The organism is Achromobacter sp. NPDC058515 (assembly GCF_042721735.1).
Lineage (GTDB): Bacteria > Pseudomonadota > Gammaproteobacteria > Burkholderiales > Burkholderiaceae_B > Achromobacter.
Window position 1 is genome coordinate 70,536 of the sequence record NZ_JBHXNI010000001.1, and the last position, 18,522, is coordinate 89,057.

The window sequence follows — 18,522 nt, forward strand, 5'->3', positions numbered from 1 at the left end:
ATGGCCCTATTCTTGGCGATTCAGGACTGCTTGGCAAACAAGGCGTAGAAAAACCCGTCATGTTGCGCCGCGGGTGTTGCATCGACCGCAACTGGCAGCAGTTGGCCCGGCGCGTCCAGCCGGGTCGCCTCGGGGTGGCGCTGCAGGAATTCCAGGGCCTGGCGCGCGCCCTCGATCGGAAATACCGAGCAGGTCACATAGAGCAGGCGGCCGCCGGGCGCCACGGTGGTCCACAGCGAGTCGAGGATCCTGGCCTGCAGGGTGGCGGTGCGGCGCACGTCGTTTTCCCGGCGCAGCCAGCGGATGTCGGGGTGCCGGCGCACGATGCCCGAGGCCGTGCAGGGCACGTCCGCCAGCACTGCGTCAAAGGGCTTGCCGTCCCACCAGGCGTCCAGGTCGGCGGCATCGGCCGCTTTCAGGCTCACGCGCTTGCTTGCCAGGCCCAGGCGGTCCAGGTTCTGTTCCACGCGCGCCAGGCGCTCGGCATCGGTGTCCAGCGCCAGCAGGTCGATATCGGCCAGTTCCAGCAGATGCGCTGTCTTGCCGCCCGGCGCCGAGCAGGCGTCCAGCACCCGCATGCCGTCGGCGGGCGCCAGCAGCTCGGCCGCCAATTGCGCCCCCGCGTCCTGCACCGACCACCAGCCTTCGGCAAAGCCCGGCAATTGCGTCACGGGCTTGGGCGTGGCCAGCACCAGGCCGGACTGCCCGACCGGTTCGGCCCCCAGGCCGGCGTCCTGGAACGCGGCCAGCGCCTGCTCGCGGGTGGCGCGCCGGCGGTTGACGCGCAAGGTCAGCGGGGCCGGCACGTTGGCCGAGGCCAGGATCTCGCGCCATTGCTGCGGATAAGCCACGGCCAGTTGCTTGACCCACCAGCCAGGGTGGTTCCATTGCGCCTCGGGGCTGTCGGCCACCGCGGCTTCCAGCGCCGCGCGCTCGCGCAGGAAGCGGCGCAGGCAGGCGTTGAGCATGCCCTTGAAGGAAGCGAGGCTGCGCGTATTGGAGGCCGCCGTCACCGCCTGGTCCACGACCGTGTGCGGCGCGTAGACCGGCATGCCGGGCAAGGCGGAGGCGGCATCGCCCTCTTCCTTCAGCAGGGTCAGCGACACCAGCAACAGGGATTCGAAGAGGACGCTGGGGTAGCGCTGCACCAGCTCGCGGCCCACGGCGTCGGCCCAGCCCAGATAGCGCATCGCATGGAAGGACACGGCCTGGGTGGCGGGACGCAGCGCGGATTCGACCCCGGTCAGCGCGTCCGTCAGGGAACGGCCGTCCAGCACGCCCTCCACCACCCCCGCGCTGGAAAGAAGGACGGAGGAAAGCGGGGGGGCCAGATGGGGGGAGTCGGAACGCGTGGACATGGTGCGGAATCAAAGGATAAGACCGCTATGGTAGCCGCACCTGGACGAACGGCGGCGGTCGCGGCAAACTGGCCCCCTGCCACGGAGCCCTCTCATGACCCTTGCCACGCTGCTGCTCTTCGTCCTGGCCTCGGCTGTCACCATCATCACGCCGGGCCCCACCGTGCTGCTCGCCATGAGCAACGGCTCGCGCCACGGCGTGCGCGCGGCCTGCTGGGGCATGGGCGGCGCGGTGCTGGCCGACCTGATCCTGATCGGCGCGGTGGCCTCCGGCCTGGGCGTGGTGCTGGCGGCCTCCGAAATCGCCTTCCAGGTCATCAAATGGGCGGGCGCGGCGTACCTGGCCTGGCTGGGATGGAAGATGCTGCGCTCGGACGCGGCGCTGGTGATGCCCTCGGCGCCGGCCGGCCCCGCGCGGCCGGCGGGCTTGGCCCTGGGGCTGCGCAGCTTCGTCGTCGCCCTGACCAATCCCAAGGCGCTGCTCTTCATGTCCGCCTTCCTGCCGCAGTTCATCAACCCGGCGGCGCCGCTCCCGGCGCAGTACGCCATCCTGGCCGGCGTCATGGCGCTGATGAATATCGCGGTGATGCTGGCCTATGCGACCCTGGGCGCCCAGATGGTGCGCGCCTTCCAGGGCGCCGGCCTGCGCTGGCTGAACCGCGTCTGCGGCGGCCTGCTGATCGGGCTGGCGGGCACGCTGGCGCTATACCGCCGGGCCGCGCCCTGACCCGGCAATCCGCCAGACAACGGGGACACACCCCCTTCAGAACCTGACCGCCAGGTTCACCATGACGGCGTGCTGCCGAGCGCTGCTCGCGATCTGGCCCTGGTAAGACACCCCGAGCTTGGCCCTGGGCGAAAATTCAAAATCCAGCCCCGTCTCGATCACCGCGCTGTCCCTGGCTATCGGCACCCCGCCGACGACAAAGGCGCTGCCGCCGGCGAAGGCCTGCGTCGACGTCGGCGCGACATCGCCAAAGGCATGCTTCCAGCCCAGCGTGCCGCGCGCGGTCGTGTCGACCTTGCCCAGCATGAAGCGGGTCGAAGCCCGCAGCCCCACCGTGGAGAAGGTCGTCTCCATGGTCTGGACGCGGGCATTGAGCGCCGCCGCGCCGCCCTGTTCGGTAAAGCCGTCGGTGCGCACGCGCGCATAGGCCAGGCCCGCGAAGGGCTCCAAGGCCGCGTGGGGCGTGTCAAGGCGGTACCCGAGTTCGCCGAAGACCTGGGTCGTGCCCGCGTCGTACTTGCTCCGAAGGCTGTCGCCAAAGCCGGGGAAGGCCGCCGAGCGCGAAGTCGAGAGGTTGTGCCAGGTGTAGGCAACCCCGGAACGCAGGCCCAGCGCGCCCCACTGCGCGCCGCCATAGAGGCCCAGGTGATAGTTGTCGCTGTTGCCGGACGAGGCGCGGTCGTCGACGTCGAAACGCGTGCGGCTGTAGCCGGCAAGCACGCCCAGCCGCCAGTTGTCGAACGCGGGGACATCGGCGCCCAGCAGGAAGCCGCTCGTCGAGCTGTCCAGGCTCGCGGCATTGCCATCGCTGTCGATATCGCCCCAGCCGCCGAACGCATGGCCCCATGCCACGAAGCGATCGGCCGTTGGCGCGGCCATCGCCTGTCCGCCTCCGGCATAGGCCACCACCGGCATCGGCGGGGCCGCCACGGCGCCGAAGGCGGAGCGCAGCCGGCTGGCCGCCGCGTCGCGCACGAAATGGCTGTCCTCCATCAGCGCGCCGGCGGCCGAGGCATGGATCTCGCCGGACAGGCGGTCGAAGGCGGCGCGGGACTGGACGGCGGACAGGTCGAGCACGGCGTCAAAGAGGGGGTTCCGGGGCCCCAGGCTTTCGATTCCGCCGCCGGCGGCGATCTGGTTGCGGGTGAGCCCCACGCCGGCAAAGCTGGTGGTGTTGCGCGTCAGCGTCAGGTAGACATGGTTGGGGTCGTAGCCAAGCGCGGGACTGAGAAAGGCGAGGTTCGAGCTGACGTCCGCGAACGTCCCGCTGCGCCCGCCATCGGCGGCGAGGATCGTGTAGGTGGTCGCGGGGGCGTAGTCGCCCGCGCCCGCCAGCACGCGCACTGTGCCGCCGTTGATGGTCGCGACTCCGGTCGCGGCGATCCGGTCGCCGCGGCCGGCGGCATCGACCTCCACTTCGTAGATGGAACCCGGATCGAATCGCAGATTGCCGGCGACGTTCAGCGTGCCGATGGAGCTTCCCGGCGCAACCGTGCCGGAAATCGTGGCGCTGCCGATCGCGCCGCCGCCCTGAAGACGCCCCGCGGCAAGCACATCGAGCGCCCCGCCGAGCGGCCCGTCGACGGCCAGCGTGCCGGCCGCGACCGTAGTCGTGCCGGCGAAGGCGCGATTGTCTCCGGTCAGGCGGGTCACGCCGCCGCCGATCTGCCGGATCGCGCCATTGCCGGCGATCGCGCCGTCGAACGCCACGCTGTCCGAACGGTTGATGGCCAGCGTGCCGTTGTTCAGCACGGGGCCGACGATGCTGCCGCTCGCACCGCCATCGCCGATCTGCAAGGTGCCCAGCGCCACCGTCGTGCCGCCGCTGTAGGTGTTGGCGGCCGTCAGCGTCAGCGTGCCGGCCCCGGTCTTGTTCAATGCGCCGGGGCCGCTGATGACGCCGGCGTAGGTGGTGCCGCCGGCAGGGTTGTTCGCCGTCAGCGTGGCGGCGCCGAGCGAGATGGTGCCGGCTCCGGACAGCTGGTTGGCCCGCTGGGAGAATCCGTTGAGCGCCAGGGTTGCGCCGCTGTTCACCACCACCGCGGCGCTATCGGCAAAGGCATTGGCGATGCCGGCTTGCAGCGTGCCGCCGTTGACGAGCGTCTGGCCGGTGTAGCGGTTGGAAGCCGAGAGGATCAGCGTGCCGGCGCCGTTCTTGGTGAGGTCGCGGCCGTTCCAGCCGCTCGCCGAGGCGGCCTGGTCCGGCAAGGCCACATCGACGTTGAAGCCATCGGACGGATTGGCCAGGGTGAACGCGCCATCGCCCAGCGCCGGCCCCGCCAGCCAGGTCAGGCCGAACGCCACCTGATAGGCCAGTCCGTCGGGGCTCTTGCCGCCCGCCAGGATCAGGTAGTCGACCTCGCTGGCCGCGCCGCCCAGGTCGACCGTGGCGAACTCGCCGCTGATCCCGCCCGTCGTGCCGATCACCGTGAACGGGTTGGCGGTCAACGCGCTGGCCGAAGAAGGAGCGGCGGCCGCGAAGCCGGTGATGTCCAGGTGGCTGCCGCCGATGGCCGCGGTCTGCGCCGCGACCGCCGGCTGGCTTGCGCCCACCGCCACGGCCAGCGTCGAGCCCGGCTCCTGCGTGAACGCGCCGGCCACATTCAGCCACGACGCGCCGCCGATGGCCGTGACGGCGCCGTCGCGCGTGCCGTGGCTGACCGCCGCGAACGCCCCGTTCTGCGCGTAGGCCAGCGTTCCCGCCCGCACCTCGACCGCGCCGGCCGAGGAACCGGCGCCCGAGAGCGTGGTGACGCCGGAGCCGGTCTGCGACACCGCCCCGCTGCCGGAAATCGTGCCGGCGAAGGCCATGCCGTCCGAGCGGTTGAAGGCCAGCGCGCCCTCGTTCAGCACATTGCCGGTGATCGATCCGGCGGCGCCCCCGTTGCCGATCTGCAGGGTGCCGGCGGAGATCGCCGTGCCGCCGCTGTAGTGGTTGTCGTCCGCAAGCACGGTGGTGCCGGCGCCCAGCTGCGCGACCCTGCCCGTGCCCGAAATCGGCTCATCGAGGACGACAGTGTCCGTACGATTGAATTCCAGCGCGCCGTTGTTCTCGACTGCGCCGAGGATGCTGCCGGTGGCGCCGCCCGCGCCCAGTTGCAGTGTGCCCGCCGAGATCGTCGTGCCGCCGGCGTAGGTGTTCAGGCCGGCCAGCACGAGCGTGCCGTCGCCCAGCTTGGTCAGCGCGCCCGCGCCCGAGATCGCGCCCGCGTGCGTGAACCGCGTGCCCGTCTGCGTCTCGAACGCGCCGCCCCCGGCGCCCAGCGAGGTAAGGCGCGCGGTCGCCAGGTCCGCGCTGGTCCGCAGCGCGCCGCCGTCCAGGCTCAGGCCGCCCGAGGCCGCGCCAAGGTTGACGTCGCCCGCTATCGCCAGCACGCCGTCGCGGATCGCCGTGCCGCCGGTGTAGCTGTTGGCCCCGCTCAGCACCAGCGTGCCGCCGCCCACTTTCGTCAACGCGTTCGCCGGCCCGTCGACGATCGCGCTGCCGATCGTGGCCGACACGCCGGTATCGATATTGAGGGTCCCGGCCGCGGCCAGCGCCAGGCTGCCGCCGGCAAGCGCATAGCCGTTGGCGGAAAACTGCAGGGTATCGAAGGCCTGCGTTCCATCGACCGCGACCGCGCCGCCCGCCGCGCCCGCGAACGCGCCCACCGAGCCGGCCCAGGGCCCGTTGATGCCGGCCTGCCCCGGCTGGCCGGTCCAGTTAGTGCCGCTCGCGCTCCAGGTCCCCGCGCCGCCGTCGACGAGTCCGTTGCCGGTGGCGTCGCCGCCGTCCCAGAACTGCAGGCTCTGCCCCGCCCCGAGCACCGACAGGTTGACCTGGCTGGCGATGCCCGTCTGGACGGCATGCCGGTCGGGCGTGAAGCCGGCCTGGGTCGACGTCACCGCCTCGCTGCCGAAGGCGCCGGTCAGCGCGCCGCCGTAGTTGAACAGCCGGTAATAGCCCGCGGCGCCAACGCGCGCGTCGAGCGCGCCGCCCAGGGCAAGATCCGCCGTCACATTGACCAGGTCGTTGGCGGCGCTGCCCACCACGCCGGGAGCGCCGAATTCGAACAGCGTGGTGGAGCCGGCATTGAGCACCAGGCTGCCCACGCTCAGCGTGCCCGGGCTCTGGCCGGCCGACAGCCGGCCATCGACGGCGACCGCCCCCGTCAGCGCGCCCCCGCCGCCCAGCGTGCCGCCCGCCAGAACCTGGGCATCGCCGCCCAGCGTCCCGTTCACCAGTAAGGCGCCGGCCTCGATGCGCGTCTGGCCCGCGAATGCGGAACTGTCGCCGGTCAGCACCGTCGTGCCTGGGCCGATCTGCGCGACCGCGCCGCCGCCCGATATTGCGCCATCGAAGGACCAGACGTCCGAGCGGTTGAACGCGAGGGTGCCGGCGATGGACACGGCGCCGGCGACGCTGCCTGCCGTGCCGCCGTCGCCCAGCTGCAGCGTGCCGGCGGCGATAGTCGTGCCGCCGCCGTAAGTATTGGCGCCCGTCAGCGTCAACGCGCCGGCGCCGGTCTTGTTCAGCGAGCCGCCCCCGCTAATGACGCCCGCAAACGTGGTGCCGGCCGCCGCGTTGTTCGCCGTCAGCGTGCCGGCGCCGAGCGTCACGGCGCCCGCGCCCGACAGCGCATTGGCGAGCTGGGGAAAGCCGTCCAGGTCCAGCGTTGCGCCCGCGCCGACGGTGACCTCGGAACTGCCGGCGAAAGCACTGCCCACGCCGGTCCGCAAGACGCCGCCGTTGACCAGCGTCTGGCCGGTGTAGACATGGGCCGCCGACAGGATCAGCGTGCCGGCGCCGTTCTTGGTCAGGTCGCGGCCATTCCAGCCGGTGGCCGCGGCGGCCTGGTCGGCCAGCACCACATCCATGTCGAACGTGTCGGCGGGATCGGCCAGCGTGAACTCGCCATTGCCCAGCGCCGGCCCGGCCAGCCAGGTCAGGCCCAGGCCCACGGCGTATTCCCGGCCGTCGGCGCTCTTCTGGCTGGACAGGGTCAGATAGTCCACCGCGCTGGTCGAGCCCCCGAGATTGACCGCGGCGAAATCGCCGGTGATCCCGCCGGTCGTGCCCAGCACCGTGAACCGGGATCCGGGTATCGCGGTCGCCGACGCCGGCAGGGTCGGCGCGAAGCCGTTGATGTTCAGTGTGCTGCCCGTGACCGTCGCCGCCTGCGCCGTGATCGCCGGAGGGGGGAGCGCGCCGCCGATCGCCACCTCCAGCACCGAGCCCGGCGCCTGCGTCAACGTCCCGGTCACATTCAGCCGCGACGCCGCGCCGAGCGTGGTCGCCGCCCCGCCCTGGGTCGCGTGGCTGGCGGCGGTGAATACCCCCGGCTGCGCGAAGGCCAGCGTGCCCGCCTGCACATTGACCGCGCCGGCCGAAGAGCCCGCGCCGGACAGCGTGGTCGTGCCGGACCCGATCTGCGACACCGGCCCGCTGCCGGTGATCGCGCCGTCCAGCGCCAGCGCGCCGGAACGGTTGAACACCAGCACGCCGTTGTTGAGCACGTTGCCGGTGATCGACCCCGTCGCGCCGCCATTGCCGATCTGCAGGTTGCCGCCCGCGATCGTCGTGCCGCCGCCGTACGTGCTGGCGCCGGTCAGGACCACGATGCCGGGCCCGAGCTTGGACACCGCGCCGACGCCCGAGATCGCCCCGCCGAACGTGAAGCTGCCCAGGCGATTGAAGGTCAGCGCGCCGTTGTTCAGCACATCTCCGGCGATGGACCCGGCCACGCCGCCATTGCCCAGTTGCAAGGCGCCGGCCGCAATCGTCGTGCCGCCGGTGTAGGCGCTGTCGGCGGTCAGCACGGTGGAGCCCGGCCCGAGCTGGTTCACCGCGCCGCCGCCGGAGATCACCCCGGCGAAGATCGCGCTGCCGGAGCGATTGAAAACCAGCGTGCCGTTGTTGGCGACGTTGCCGGAGATGCCGCCGGTCGTCCCCCCATTGCCCAGCCGCAGCGTCCCGCCATTGATCGCGGTGCCGCCGGTATACGTATTGGCAGCGGTCAGCGCCAGCGTCCCATCCCCCTGCACCGCCAGCCCGCCGCTGCCCGTCAGCAGGCTGCTCACCGTGAGCACGTCGCCTGCCTGGACATCGGCCGTGACCGTGCCGGTAAGGCTGGGGTTGACCGTGGTGGCCAGCGTGCCGTTGCCGGCCAGACGGCCGCCATTTTGCAGGTTGATGTTCCCGGCCCCCAGGGTGAACGCGCCGCCCGTGACGGCGACGGTGCCGCCGCTGGCCACGTTGATCGTCAGTGCGCGCGCGCTGGCGCCGTCTCCGCCGCGCAGCGTGCCCGCCGTCCCCGAGCCCGCGGCGACGGTCAGGGTTCCGGCGGTGCCGACGCCGTAGTTCACGCCGTCGGCAAGCGTCAACGTCCCGCCCAGGACGCTGGTCGTCAGCGGAATCAAAGTATCGAACGTGTTCGTCGCGCCGCCGTCGCCGCGGAACACCACATCGCCATCGCCGGTCTTGACGACGTTCAAGGTGCCCACGGCTGCCAGCGGATCGAAGAACCGGATCTGCGAACCCGCGGCGGCGTTCAGGTTCAGCGTGCTGCCGGTGGTGGCGAAATAGATCGCGTTGGGCGTGCCGGTGCCGGGCGCCGGCTGGAAGGCGGCATCGAACGCGGCCCCCTGACGGTTGCCCTGAAAGGCGATGTCGCCGCCCAGCGCATTCAGGTTGACCGTGTTGGCGGCCCAGATCGCCCCTCCCTGGACACGCGCCGCGTTGCCGCTGATCGTCGAGGCGCTGCTGGCGTTGAGCGTAAAAGGCCCGGTCGCATAGATCGCCCCGCCGTGGGTGTTCAGCGCCGAATTGCCATTCGCCGCCAGGGCGCCGTTGACCGTGATCGCCTGCCCCGACCACAGGGCGCCGCCGGATCTCGTCGCCAGGTTGCTGGACAGCGCGACCGCCCCATTGAGCGTCGTCGTGGCGGCGGAGCCGCTGGCGTAGATCGCCCCGCCGTCGCTGGTGGACGTGACCAGCGCGCCCGCGCTGTTGAACCCGGCCCGGTTGCCGCTGGCCCCCACCGTGCCGGCGGCATTGCCGATCGTGACCGCGCCGGTGGTGTAGATCGCGCCGCCCGCGGCCGTGGCGCTGTTGTTGGTCAGCGAAACATTGCCGGCCGACGCCGCCAGGCTGGTATTGCCGCTGGTGACGTTCAACGCGCCGCCAAAACCGCTCAGGGCGCGGTTGATGTCCATGGCGACGCCGCCGTTCACCGTCATCCCGCCCGCTGCCGTGATCGCGCCGCCGCTGGTCGCGGCCGTATTGCCGCTGGCGGCAAGGTTCCCGGTCACGCCAAAGCCGCCGGCGACGACGTAGACCGCCCCGCCTGAATTGGTCCGGGCCGTGTTGCCGGTCAACGTCATGCCGCCGGCCACCGTCGCTGCCTGTGCCGAGTACAGGCCGCCGCCCGTCGTCGCCTGGTTGCCCGACAAGGTGAGGCCGTTGCCGGTGATGATCGTCGTGCCGGCGGAGAGGATTGCGCCGCCCACGGCCACGCCGGTGGCATTGTTGTTGGTGAAGGCGACCGTTCCGGATGTGTTGAGCGTCAAGGCGCTGGCCGTCAGCGCGCTGCCGGCGATCGACCGGGTGCCGCCGGTGATGGTGATGTCGGACAGGTTGAACGCGACGGTTGCGCCGGAGAAGTAGCCGAAGTGGCCGGCGCCGTCATTCAGCGTCAGCGTATTGCCATTGCCCGCCAGCGTCAGGCCGGGCGCTCCGGCCGGCAGCGTCAGCAGCTGCGACGTGGATGCGCTGTTGTAGAGAACGGCGGGCCCCTGCAAGGTCCAGACGGTGGCGGCGGTTGGCGCGGGCAGGCTGAACAGGTTGCCGCCCGGCGGGACGGCCTGGGCCCCCGCCTCGAACGCCGTCAGGCCGAAGGCCAGGTAGACGCAACGCAGCTCGCAGTGATTCATGCCAGGCTCCGCACTCGACATGCAGAGCCGGACCCGGATCGGTGGCAGGCATGTCACATGAGAGAGAAAACACCCGAGGTGTCCACGATACTCCTCGACAACACGAGTGCGAAAGCCAATTTTTGATCCCCGGCACGACCGCATAGGCGCGGCCACCGATGCGGCCACGACATGGCGGCCCCCTTCGCGTGCAGGCGAAAACCGGCGCTAAGGGACATAGCGAAAGCCCCCTTTTCCTGGGAATTTTCGCGACGCGCTAAAATTGCCCATTGGCTTCGTACCTTTGGGCGCCCAATGCGCCCGCCAGCGCCTCCCACGGCCATCTCATCAAAAGCCCTTCAAAATCAATGAACTCTAAAGACCACACCCCGCGCGTGGGGTTTGTTTCGCTCGGCTGTCCCAAGGCCCTGGTCGACTCCGAACGCATCCTGACCCAGTTGCGCACCGAAGGGTACGAAGTCACGCCCGAGTACAACGACGCGGACGTCGTCGTCGTCAATACCTGTGGATTCATCGACAGCGCCAAGGCGGAGTCGCTGGAAGCCATCGGCGAGGCCATCGCCGAGAACGGCAAGGTCATCGTCACCGGCTGCATGGGCGTCGAGGAATCCGTGATCCGCAACGTGCACCCCAGCGTGCTGTCGGTGACGGGCCCGCAGCAGTACGAAGAGGTGGTGCGCGCCGTGCACAAGGCCGCGCCGCCCAAAAAGGACCACAACCCCTATCTGGACCTGGTGCCCCCGCAAGGCATCAAGCTCACGCCGCGCCACTACGCCTACCTGAAGATTTCGGAAGGCTGCAACCACCGCTGCAGTTTCTGCATCATCCCCTCGATGCGCGGCGACCTGGTCAGCCGTCCGGTGGGCGACGTGCTGAGCGAAGCCGAGCGCCTGGTGAAGGCCGGCGTGAAGGAACTTCTGGTGATCTCGCAAGACACCAGCGCCTATGGCGTGGACGTGAAGTACCGCAGCGGCTTCTGGAACGGCCGTCCGGTCAAGACCCGCATGACCGAGCTCTGTATGGCCTTGTCCGAGATGGGCGTCTGGACGCGCCTGCACTACGTGTATCCGTATCCCCACGTGGACGAAGTGATTCCGCTGATGGCCGAAGGCAAGATCCTGCCTTACCTGGACATTCCGTTCCAGCACGCCAGCCCGCGCATCCTGAAGGCCATGAAGCGCCCGGCCTTTGAAGACAAGACGCTGGCGCGCATCAAGCGCTGGCGCGAGATCTGTCCGGACCTGACGATCCGCTCGACCTTCATCGTGGGCTTTCCCGGCGAAACCGAGGAAGACTTCCAGTACCTGCTGGACTGGATGCAGGAAGCGCAGCTCGACCGCGTCGGCTGTTTCCAGTATTCGCCGGTGGAAGGCGCGCCCGCGAACCTGCTGGACAACCCCGTGCCCGACGACGTCAAGCAAGACCGCTGGGAGCGTTTCATGGCGCTGCAGCAGTCCATCTCGACCGCGCGCCTGGCCATGAAGGTAGGCCGCGAGATCGACGTGCTGATCGACGAAGTGGACGAAGACGGCGCCGTGGGCCGCAGCAGCGGCGACGCTCCCGAGATCGACGGCTGTGTCTACGTCAGCTCGGACAAGCCGCTCAAGGCGGGCGACATGGTGCGCGCGCGCGTCACCGACTCCGACGAATACGACCTCTGGGCCGACGCGCTGTAAGCGTTCGCGCGGGCAGCGCCGCGGGCGGGGTCCGCGCCTGCCGGCGCCTGCCCCCGCCCGCGGCCTGCAGCCATCAGGTCTTGGCCAGGAAATCCGACATGTCGTCGGCGTGTTCCTCTTCCACCGCCAGGATCTCTTCCAGCATGCGGCGCGTGGTGGAATCCTGCTCGCCCAGATACTCGATCATCTGCCGGTAGCTGTCGATGGCGATGCGCTCGGCGATCAGGTTTTCCTTGATCATGTCCACCAGCGAACTGCCTTCGACATACTCGGAATGGCTGCGGTCCAGCAGCCCCTTGGGCGACAGGTTCGGTTCGCCGCCCAGCTGCACGATGCGTTCGGCCAGCATGTCGGCGTGTTCCTGTTCCTGCGTGGCGTGCGCGGCGAATTCCGCGGCCACCGGCTCCGCGTTCAGGCCGCGGGCCATGAAGTGATGGCGCTTGTAGCGCAGCACACAGACAATTTCGGTGGCCAGCGCTTCATTGAGCAGCTTGAGCACCGTTTCCCGGTCGGCGCGATAAGAGTCGGTGACGGCGCCGGACTCGATGTCCTGGCGCGCCTTCGCGCGGATCGCCTTCACGTCCATGTCGAACGGGCGGCTCGCCTGCTGCGGGGTGCGGGTTGCTTGTTCCATATCGTTAGCTCCTCTAGGTTAGTGAAAGCAGTACGACGCTGGACTTCCAGTCGTTTTCGCACAATCCAGTCTACCCATCGTGGCGGAACATGCTGTGTCCAAACATTGCTCCCGACCCCGAATCCCGCTTCCGCGCGGCCCGATGTGGCCCTACCCAACCTTGCGTAAACTATCGGCTTCCCGAAAAGCCCCGCGACGCATTCTGTAACGGGACCGGCAACCTCCGACCTTGATATGACTCTGAAGAACATCTGCGTGTATTGCGGCTCCAACCCCGGCAGCCGGCCCGAGTACATCGAGCAGGCCCGCGTGCTGGCCCGCGAACTCGTCAAGCGCGATCTGGGCCTGGTGTACGGCGGTTCGGTGGTCGGCATCATGGGGGTGGTGGCCAATGAAGTGCTGGCCGGCGGCGGCCGCGTGATCGGCGTGATCCCGGAACTGCTGCTGAAGAAGGAACAGGCGCACCTCGGCCTGACCGAGCTGCACATGGTGCAGAATATGCATGAACGCAAGGCCATGATGATGGAAAAGGCCGACGGCTTCATCGCCTTGCCGGGCGGAGCGGGAACGCTTGAAGAGTTCTTCGAGGTCTGGACCTGGGCGCAGCTGAACATGCACCAGAAGCCCTGCGGACTGCTCAACATCGCGGGGTATTACGATGCGCTGATCCAGTTCGTGGATCATGCCGTCGACGAAGCATTCATCCGCCCCCAGCATCGCGACATGCTGGTGGTGGAAAAAGACCCCGCCTTGCTGCTGGACCGCTACGCCATCTACGAGCCGCCCAACGTCTCGAAATGGTTCGATCCGGTCAAGGCCGCACCCGCCGCAGCCCCTTTGACACCTTAACGGAAGCCCTCGCAATGCCCACCGATTCGTTGTCCCCCTCCTGCACCGAGTCCGTATTGCGCGACTACTTTCACGCCAAGGACGAGAACCGCCCGCATTTCATGGCGCGGGCGTTCGCGCCCGATGCGGCGCTGAAAATGGCCTTGCGCACGCAGGCCATCGCGTTTCCGCCCGAATCGCACGGCCTGGCCGCCATCACCGACACGCTCGTGCGCAAATTCGGCCAGACCTACGACAACGTCTACACCTTCTACCTGTCGCGTCCGGAACCGGATGCCTGCCTGCCCGAGTACCAGTGCGACTGGCTCGTCGGCATGACCGAAAAGGCCACCGGCAACGTGCGGGTAGGCTGCGGCAGGTATGAATGGACGTTCCAGCCCGAGCCCTATCGCGCCACGCGCCTGACCATCACCATCGAAACCATGGTGACCCTGCCCGCCCACGACCTGGCCGAGGTGTTCGGCTGGCTGCTGTCGCTGGACTACCCCTGGACCAGCGCGGCTCGCGTGGTCGCCGGCGCCCCGCCGCTTGAAGGCTTGGCGCCGGTCGTGCAATATCTGCTTCACCCCCACGGCATGTAGGGCCTGCGCGAGGCTTCTTTTAGTGTGAACAGGCCCTAGCTCGCCCGGCATTGGATTCCAGACTTGAAATACGACATTGCAGCTTTCGACTTCGACGGGACCTTGGCAGACACTATGCCCTGGTTCAACTCCATTCTGAACACGGTGGCCGACAAATACGGCTTCCGCAAGATCGACGCGTCGGAACGCGACCAACTGCGCAGCCGCGAAGCGTCCGAGATACTGAAGTTCCTGAACATTCCGCTGTGGAAGCTGCCGGCGATCATGGCGCACGTGCGCACGCTGATGCAGGAGATCGACCCAAGCGTGCAGTTGTTCGACGGCATCCCCGATGCGCTGGCTCGCCTGAAGGCGAGCGGCCTGCGGCTGGCGGTGGTCAGCTCCAACTCCATCGAGAACGTGCAGCGCGTGCTGGGCGATCAAACCGCCGCGTTGTTCGACGACTATGAATGCGGTACCGACCTGTTCGGCAAGGCCGCCAAGATCGACCGCCTGCTGAAGCAGCATGGCACTGCCCCCGAACGCTTCCTGCTGGTGGGCGACGAAATGCGCGACATCGACGCCGCCCGCAAGGCCGGCGTGCGCGTGGGCTCGGTCGCCTGGGGCTACAACCATGTCGAGGCCCTGCGCGACCGCAGCCCCGACGAACTGTTCCTGACGGTCGCCGACCTGCCCGACGCCCTGGCCTGAAACCTGGACCCCTCCATGCACACCGATCCCGCCCATCTCGTCACCGACGCCAGCGCCCTGCAGGCGCTTTACGGTTCGCCCGGCGAAGCTTCCATGAAGAAGGAAGTGAACCACGTGCATCCGCACTACCGCGCGTTCATCGAGGCCGCGCCGTTCGCGGTGCTGGCGACAGCCGCGCCCGGCGGGCTGGACGCCTCTCCGCGCGGCGACCCCGCGGGCTTCGTGGTGGTGGAAGACGAAAAGACGCTGCTGCTGCCGGACCGCCGCGGCAACAACCGCATCGACAGCCTGCTCAACATCCTGGCCGATCCGCGGGTCGCCCTGCTTTTCCTGGTGCCTGGCGTGGGCGAGACCTTGCGCGTCAACGGCGAGGCCCGCATCAGCGTGGATCCGGCCCTGCTCGCGCGCTTCGAGATGGACGGCAAGCTGCCGCGCTCGGTGCTGGTCATCGACGTGCACACGGTGTACTTCCAGTGTTCGCGCGCCCTGCTGCGCTCCAGGCTGTGGGACCCGGACACGCAGGTGCCGCGCAGCGCGCTGCCCAGCGTGGGCCGCATCCTGTCCGACCTGACGGCGGGCACTTTCGACGGCGCCGCCTACGACCGCGAGCTGCCCGCCCGCGTGGCCGGCTCGCTGTACTGATCGGGGGACGCGCGCATGGCTCGCAACGTGGAAATCAAGGCGCGGGTCGACAGCCTGGCCGCCATCGAACCCCTGGCGGCGGCGCTGTCGGGGCAGGAGCCCGTCCTGATCGACCAGGACGACACGTTCTTCGCGTGCGCCAGCGGCCGCCTCAAGCTGCGCGCCTTCGTGGACGGCTCGGGCGAACTGATCTTCTATCGCCGCGCCGACGAGTCGGGCCCGAAAGAGAGCTTCTACGTGATCTCGCCCACGGATTCGCCCGACACGCTGCGCGATGCGCTGGCCCTGGCCTACGGCGTGATCGGCCGCGTGAAGAAGCACCGGATGGTGTTCATGGCCGGGCGCACGCGCATCCACCTGGACCGCGTGGAGGACCTGGGCGAATTCCTGGAACTTGAAGTGGTGCTGCGCGACCACGAAACCGCGGAGGCCGGCATGGAAGAAGCCCGCACCCTGATGGCGGGGCTGGGGGTCGCGCCCGGACAGCTGTTGTCGGGCGCCTACCTGGACCTGCTGGCCGAACGCCGCAAGCCCTGAACCGTTCAGGCCGGCTGCCAGCCGCGCACGAACACGTCCACCGGCTGGCGCTTGCCGCCCGCCTTCTGCAGCTCCAGCAGACGCAGCACGCCACGGCCCGTGGCGATATCGATCCCCGCGCCGTCCGCCCGCAGCACGCTGCCGGGCTCGGCCGTCGCGGCCTCGTCCAGCGCCTGCGCGCGCCAGACCTTCACCGCGTCGGGCAGGCCGGGCAGGCGGATGCTGGCGCCGGGCACGGGATTGAACGCCCGCACGCGGCGCGCCAGCAGTTCAGCCGGCTGGCTGCAATCCAGCGCGGCTTCGGCCTTGTCCAGCTTGGCCGCGTAGGTCACGCCCTCTTCCGGCTGCTTGCGCGGCGTCAGTCCGCCCCGCGCCAGGGCATCCAGCGCCTGGACGATGGCCTCGCCGCCCGCCAGCGCCAGCGCGTCGTGCAACTGGGCAGCGCTAGTCTCGGCGGTGATCGGCACCACGCGCTCCAGCAGCATGTCGCCGGTGTCCAGGCCTGCATCCATCTGCATGATGGTCACGCCCGTTTGCGCATCGCCGGCCTCGATCGCGCGCTGGATCGGCGCCGCGCCGCGCCAGCGCGGCAACAGGCTGGCGTGGATGTTCAGGCAGCCCAGGCGCGGCAGGTCCAGCACCCACTGCGGCAGGATCAGGCCGTAGGCGGCCACCACCATGACATCGGGCGCCACGCTTTCCAGCAGCGCGCGGGCCTGTGCGGCCTCTTCGGGATAGCGGCCGTCCAGGCGCAGGCTGCGCGGCTGGGCCACGGCGATGCCCGCGTCCAGCGCCGCCTGCTTGACCGGGCTGGGCGTGAGCTTCAGCCCCCGTCCAGCCGGGCGGTCGGGCTGCGTCATGACCAGGGGAATCTCATGGCCGGCGGCCCGCAGGGCGTCGAACGCGATACGGGCGAATTCCGGCGTGCCGGCAAAGACTATGCGCATGGTGTGAAGAGCAAAGGATTGAAAGGATGGCCAGGCAATGGCGCTGTGCCCGCAAGCAGGGAGTCTGGCCAATCCGGGGCGCCAGCGGGTAGGGGGTGGGCCCTTCTACACGCGCAGCGCTTCGCGCTCGGCCTTTTTCAGCTTGGTCTTGATGCGGTTCTGCTTCAGGCTGGACAGGTATTCCACGAACACCTTGCCTTCCAGGTGATCGAGCTCGTGCTGCACGCACACGGCCAGGAGACCGTCGGCCTCGAATTCGAACGGCTTGCCGTCGATGTCGAGCGCCTTGCAGCGGATGCGCGAGGCGCGTTCGACTTCGTCGTACACGCCCGGCACCGACAGGCAGCCTTCTTCGTAGATCTTGTGGTCGTCGCTGCGCCATGTGATCTCGGGATTGATCAAGGCCAGGAGCTGATTGCTTTCCTCGGACACGTCGATCACGACCACGCGCTCATGGACGTCGACCTGGGTCGCGGCCAAGCCCACGCCCGGCGCGTCGTACATGGTCTCGGCCATGTCGCGCACCAATTGACGAATGCGGTCATCGACCTCGGCGACCGGCTTGGCCTTTTTGTGCAAGCGCGGGTCCGGGTAGCGAAGGATGGGAAGTAAAGCCATTGAAAGGGAATCGCCAGTAGTGATGCTTGGTTAAGAGTTTAATTCATTAGAGTCTTGATTTCTAATAGTTTTCGGCTAACTCAAGGATTGCGGGCATTGCTGCGTCCCCGCATTTTCGCGCCCCTGCGGCTGCGCGTATCGGTCCACCCCGCGCCAGCGCCGGCGCCTCCCGCATGCGACACTCTCGGACCCCCGACGCCTCTTACGCGCCTGCTCCATGCCGCTTACGCAATCCTCCGCCGAACTGTCCGCCTGGCTGCGGCTGTCCCTGGAGCCGAACATCGGCTCCGCCACCGCCTGCACGCTTCTCGCCGCGCTCGGCCTGCCCGAGCAGATCTACGCGCAGCGCGCCACGGCGCTGTCGCGGCATGTGCCCGAGGCGCTGGCGCGGCAATTGGCCGCGCCCATGCCGGCCGACATGGCGGCACAGGTGGAAAGCGCGCTGGAATGGGTGGAGGCGCCCGGCCGCCACATCCTGACGCTGGTCGACCCCACCTACCCCCAGAGCCTGCTGACGATCGCCGATCCGCCGATCCTGCTCTACGTCGCGGGCGATCCCGCATTTCTGCAAGGCCCGTCGCTGGCCGTGGTGGGCGCGCGCAACGCCACGCCTGGCGGCCAGGAGAACGCGCGCGCCTTCGCGCGCCACCTGGCCGCGCACGGCTGGCGGGTCGTCAGCGGACTGGCGCTGGGCATAGACGCCGCGGCGCACGAAGGCGCGCTGGACGCGGGCCCCGAAGGCGCCGGCACCGTGGCCGTCATGGGCACGGGCATCGACCGCATCTACCCGGCCCGCCACCGCGAGCTGGCGCACCGCATCGCCGGACACGGCGCGCTGGTGTCCGAGCTGCCGCTGGGCACCGGGGCCATGCCGCAGCATTTTCCCAAGCGCAACCGCATCGTGGCGGGGCTGGCGCGCGGCGTCCTGGTGGTGGAAGCCGCCAAACAGAGCGGCTCGCTCATCACCGCCAGGCTGGCGGGCGAAAGCGGGCGCGAGGTCTTCGCCATCCCCGGCTCCATCCATTCGCCCCTGTCGCGCGGCTGCCATGCCCTGATCCGCCAGGGCGCCAAGCTGGTGGAAACCGCAAGGGACATCACCGACGAACTCGGCGGCGGCCCGACCCCGGCCGCGGCCGCGCGCCCGGAGGCGTCCGCCCCGCCGCCCCATCCCGTGCTCGACGCCCTGGGCTTCGATCCGCTGCACCTGGATGCCATCCTGGCCCGCTGCGGCCTGGACACGGCCGCCCTGCAGACGCAGTTGGTCGAGCTGGAACTGCAGGGCCGCATCGCCCGGCTGGACGATGGCCGCTACCAGCGTTTGAACTAGGGCCGGTCCGCAGGACGGGGAGCCT

The 18,522-nt window shown here is 69.4% G+C and carries 13 protein-coding genes; 8 read left to right on the forward strand and 5 right to left on the reverse strand.

What is annotated here, in order from left to right; translation table 11 throughout:
• Positions 1-20: 20 nt before the first annotated feature.
• Positions 21-1,358, reverse strand: a complete 1,338-nt coding sequence (gene rsmB / locus ACFWP0_RS00340) for a 16S rRNA (cytosine(967)-C(5))-methyltransferase RsmB (RefSeq protein WP_377838952.1) — start codon at positions 1,356-1,358, stop codon at positions 21-23.
• A gap of 94 nt (positions 1,359-1,452) precedes the next feature.
• Between rsmB and ACFWP0_RS00345 the strand changes: the two genes are divergently transcribed.
• Complete coding sequence (locus ACFWP0_RS00345; RefSeq protein ID WP_377838953.1) at positions 1,453-2,085, forward strand: LysE family translocator; 633 nt, start codon at positions 1,453-1,455, stop codon at positions 2,083-2,085.
• A 36-nt stretch (positions 2,086-2,121) separates the two neighbouring features.
• Here ACFWP0_RS00345 and ACFWP0_RS00350 read toward each other — a convergent pair whose 3' ends face one another.
• Positions 2,122-9,996, reverse strand: coding sequence for an autotransporter domain-containing protein (locus ACFWP0_RS00350; RefSeq protein ID WP_377838954.1), 7,875 nt, complete (start codon positions 9,994-9,996; stop codon positions 2,122-2,124).
• Between the two features lie 347 nt (positions 9,997-10,343).
• Between ACFWP0_RS00350 and rimO the strand changes: the two genes are divergently transcribed.
• Positions 10,344-11,672 (forward strand): 30S ribosomal protein S12 methylthiotransferase RimO, encoded by a 1,329-nt coding sequence (rimO, locus tag ACFWP0_RS00355; RefSeq protein WP_377838956.1) that lies wholly within the window; start codon positions 10,344-10,346, stop codon positions 11,670-11,672.
• Between the two features lie 73 nt (positions 11,673-11,745).
• Here rimO and ACFWP0_RS00360 read toward each other — a convergent pair whose 3' ends face one another.
• Positions 11,746-12,306: a bacterioferritin gene (locus ACFWP0_RS00360; protein ID WP_377838957.1), complete on the reverse strand. Its 561-nt coding sequence runs from the start codon at positions 12,304-12,306 to the stop codon at positions 11,746-11,748.
• 234 nt (positions 12,307-12,540) lie between these two features.
• On the opposite strand from ACFWP0_RS00360, the gene ACFWP0_RS00365 reads away from it, so the two are divergent.
• The 5 genes from ACFWP0_RS00365 to ACFWP0_RS00385 all read left to right on the forward strand — a co-directional run bounded on the left by ACFWP0_RS00365 (position 12,541) and on the right by ACFWP0_RS00385 (position 15,605).
• On the forward strand, positions 12,541-13,155 hold the full coding sequence (locus ACFWP0_RS00365) for a TIGR00730 family Rossman fold protein (RefSeq protein ID WP_377838958.1): 615 nt from the start codon (positions 12,541-12,543) through the stop codon (positions 13,153-13,155).
• A gap of 14 nt (positions 13,156-13,169) precedes the next feature.
• Positions 13,170-13,736, forward strand: a complete 567-nt coding sequence (locus ACFWP0_RS00370; RefSeq protein ID WP_377838959.1) for a hypothetical protein — start codon at positions 13,170-13,172, stop codon at positions 13,734-13,736.
• Between the two features lie 63 nt (positions 13,737-13,799).
• On the forward strand, positions 13,800-14,426 hold the full coding sequence (locus ACFWP0_RS00375; protein ID WP_377838961.1) for an HAD hydrolase-like protein: 627 nt from the start codon (positions 13,800-13,802) through the stop codon (positions 14,424-14,426).
• 15 nt (positions 14,427-14,441) lie between these two features.
• Positions 14,442-15,068, forward strand: a complete 627-nt coding sequence (locus tag ACFWP0_RS00380; RefSeq protein ID WP_377838962.1) for a pyridoxamine 5'-phosphate oxidase family protein — start codon at positions 14,442-14,444, stop codon at positions 15,066-15,068.
• Positions 15,069-15,083: 15 nt separating this feature from the next.
• Positions 15,084-15,605: a class IV adenylate cyclase gene (locus ACFWP0_RS00385; protein WP_377838963.1), complete on the forward strand. Its 522-nt coding sequence runs from the start codon at positions 15,084-15,086 to the stop codon at positions 15,603-15,605.
• Positions 15,606-15,610: 5 nt separating this feature from the next.
• Here ACFWP0_RS00385 and fmt read toward each other — a convergent pair whose 3' ends face one another.
• Together fmt and def are read right to left on the reverse strand one after the other, a co-directional pair.
• Positions 15,611-16,552 carry a methionyl-tRNA formyltransferase gene (gene fmt / locus ACFWP0_RS00390; RefSeq protein ID WP_377838964.1) on the reverse strand — a complete coding sequence of 314 codons (942 nt, stop codon included), beginning with the start codon at positions 16,550-16,552 and terminating at the stop codon, positions 15,611-15,613.
• 105 nt (positions 16,553-16,657) lie between these two features.
• The gene (gene def / locus ACFWP0_RS00395) at positions 16,658-17,170 is read right to left on the reverse strand and encodes a peptide deformylase (RefSeq protein WP_377838965.1); all 513 of its coding nucleotides are present in this window, start codon (positions 17,168-17,170) and stop codon (positions 16,658-16,660) included.
• A 217-nt stretch (positions 17,171-17,387) separates the two neighbouring features.
• Between def and dprA the strand changes: the two genes are divergently transcribed.
• Positions 17,388-18,497 carry a DNA-processing protein DprA gene (dprA, locus tag ACFWP0_RS00400; RefSeq protein WP_377838966.1) on the forward strand — a complete coding sequence of 370 codons (1,110 nt, stop codon included), beginning with the start codon at positions 17,388-17,390 and terminating at the stop codon, positions 18,495-18,497.
• Positions 18,498-18,522 lie beyond the last annotated feature (25 nt).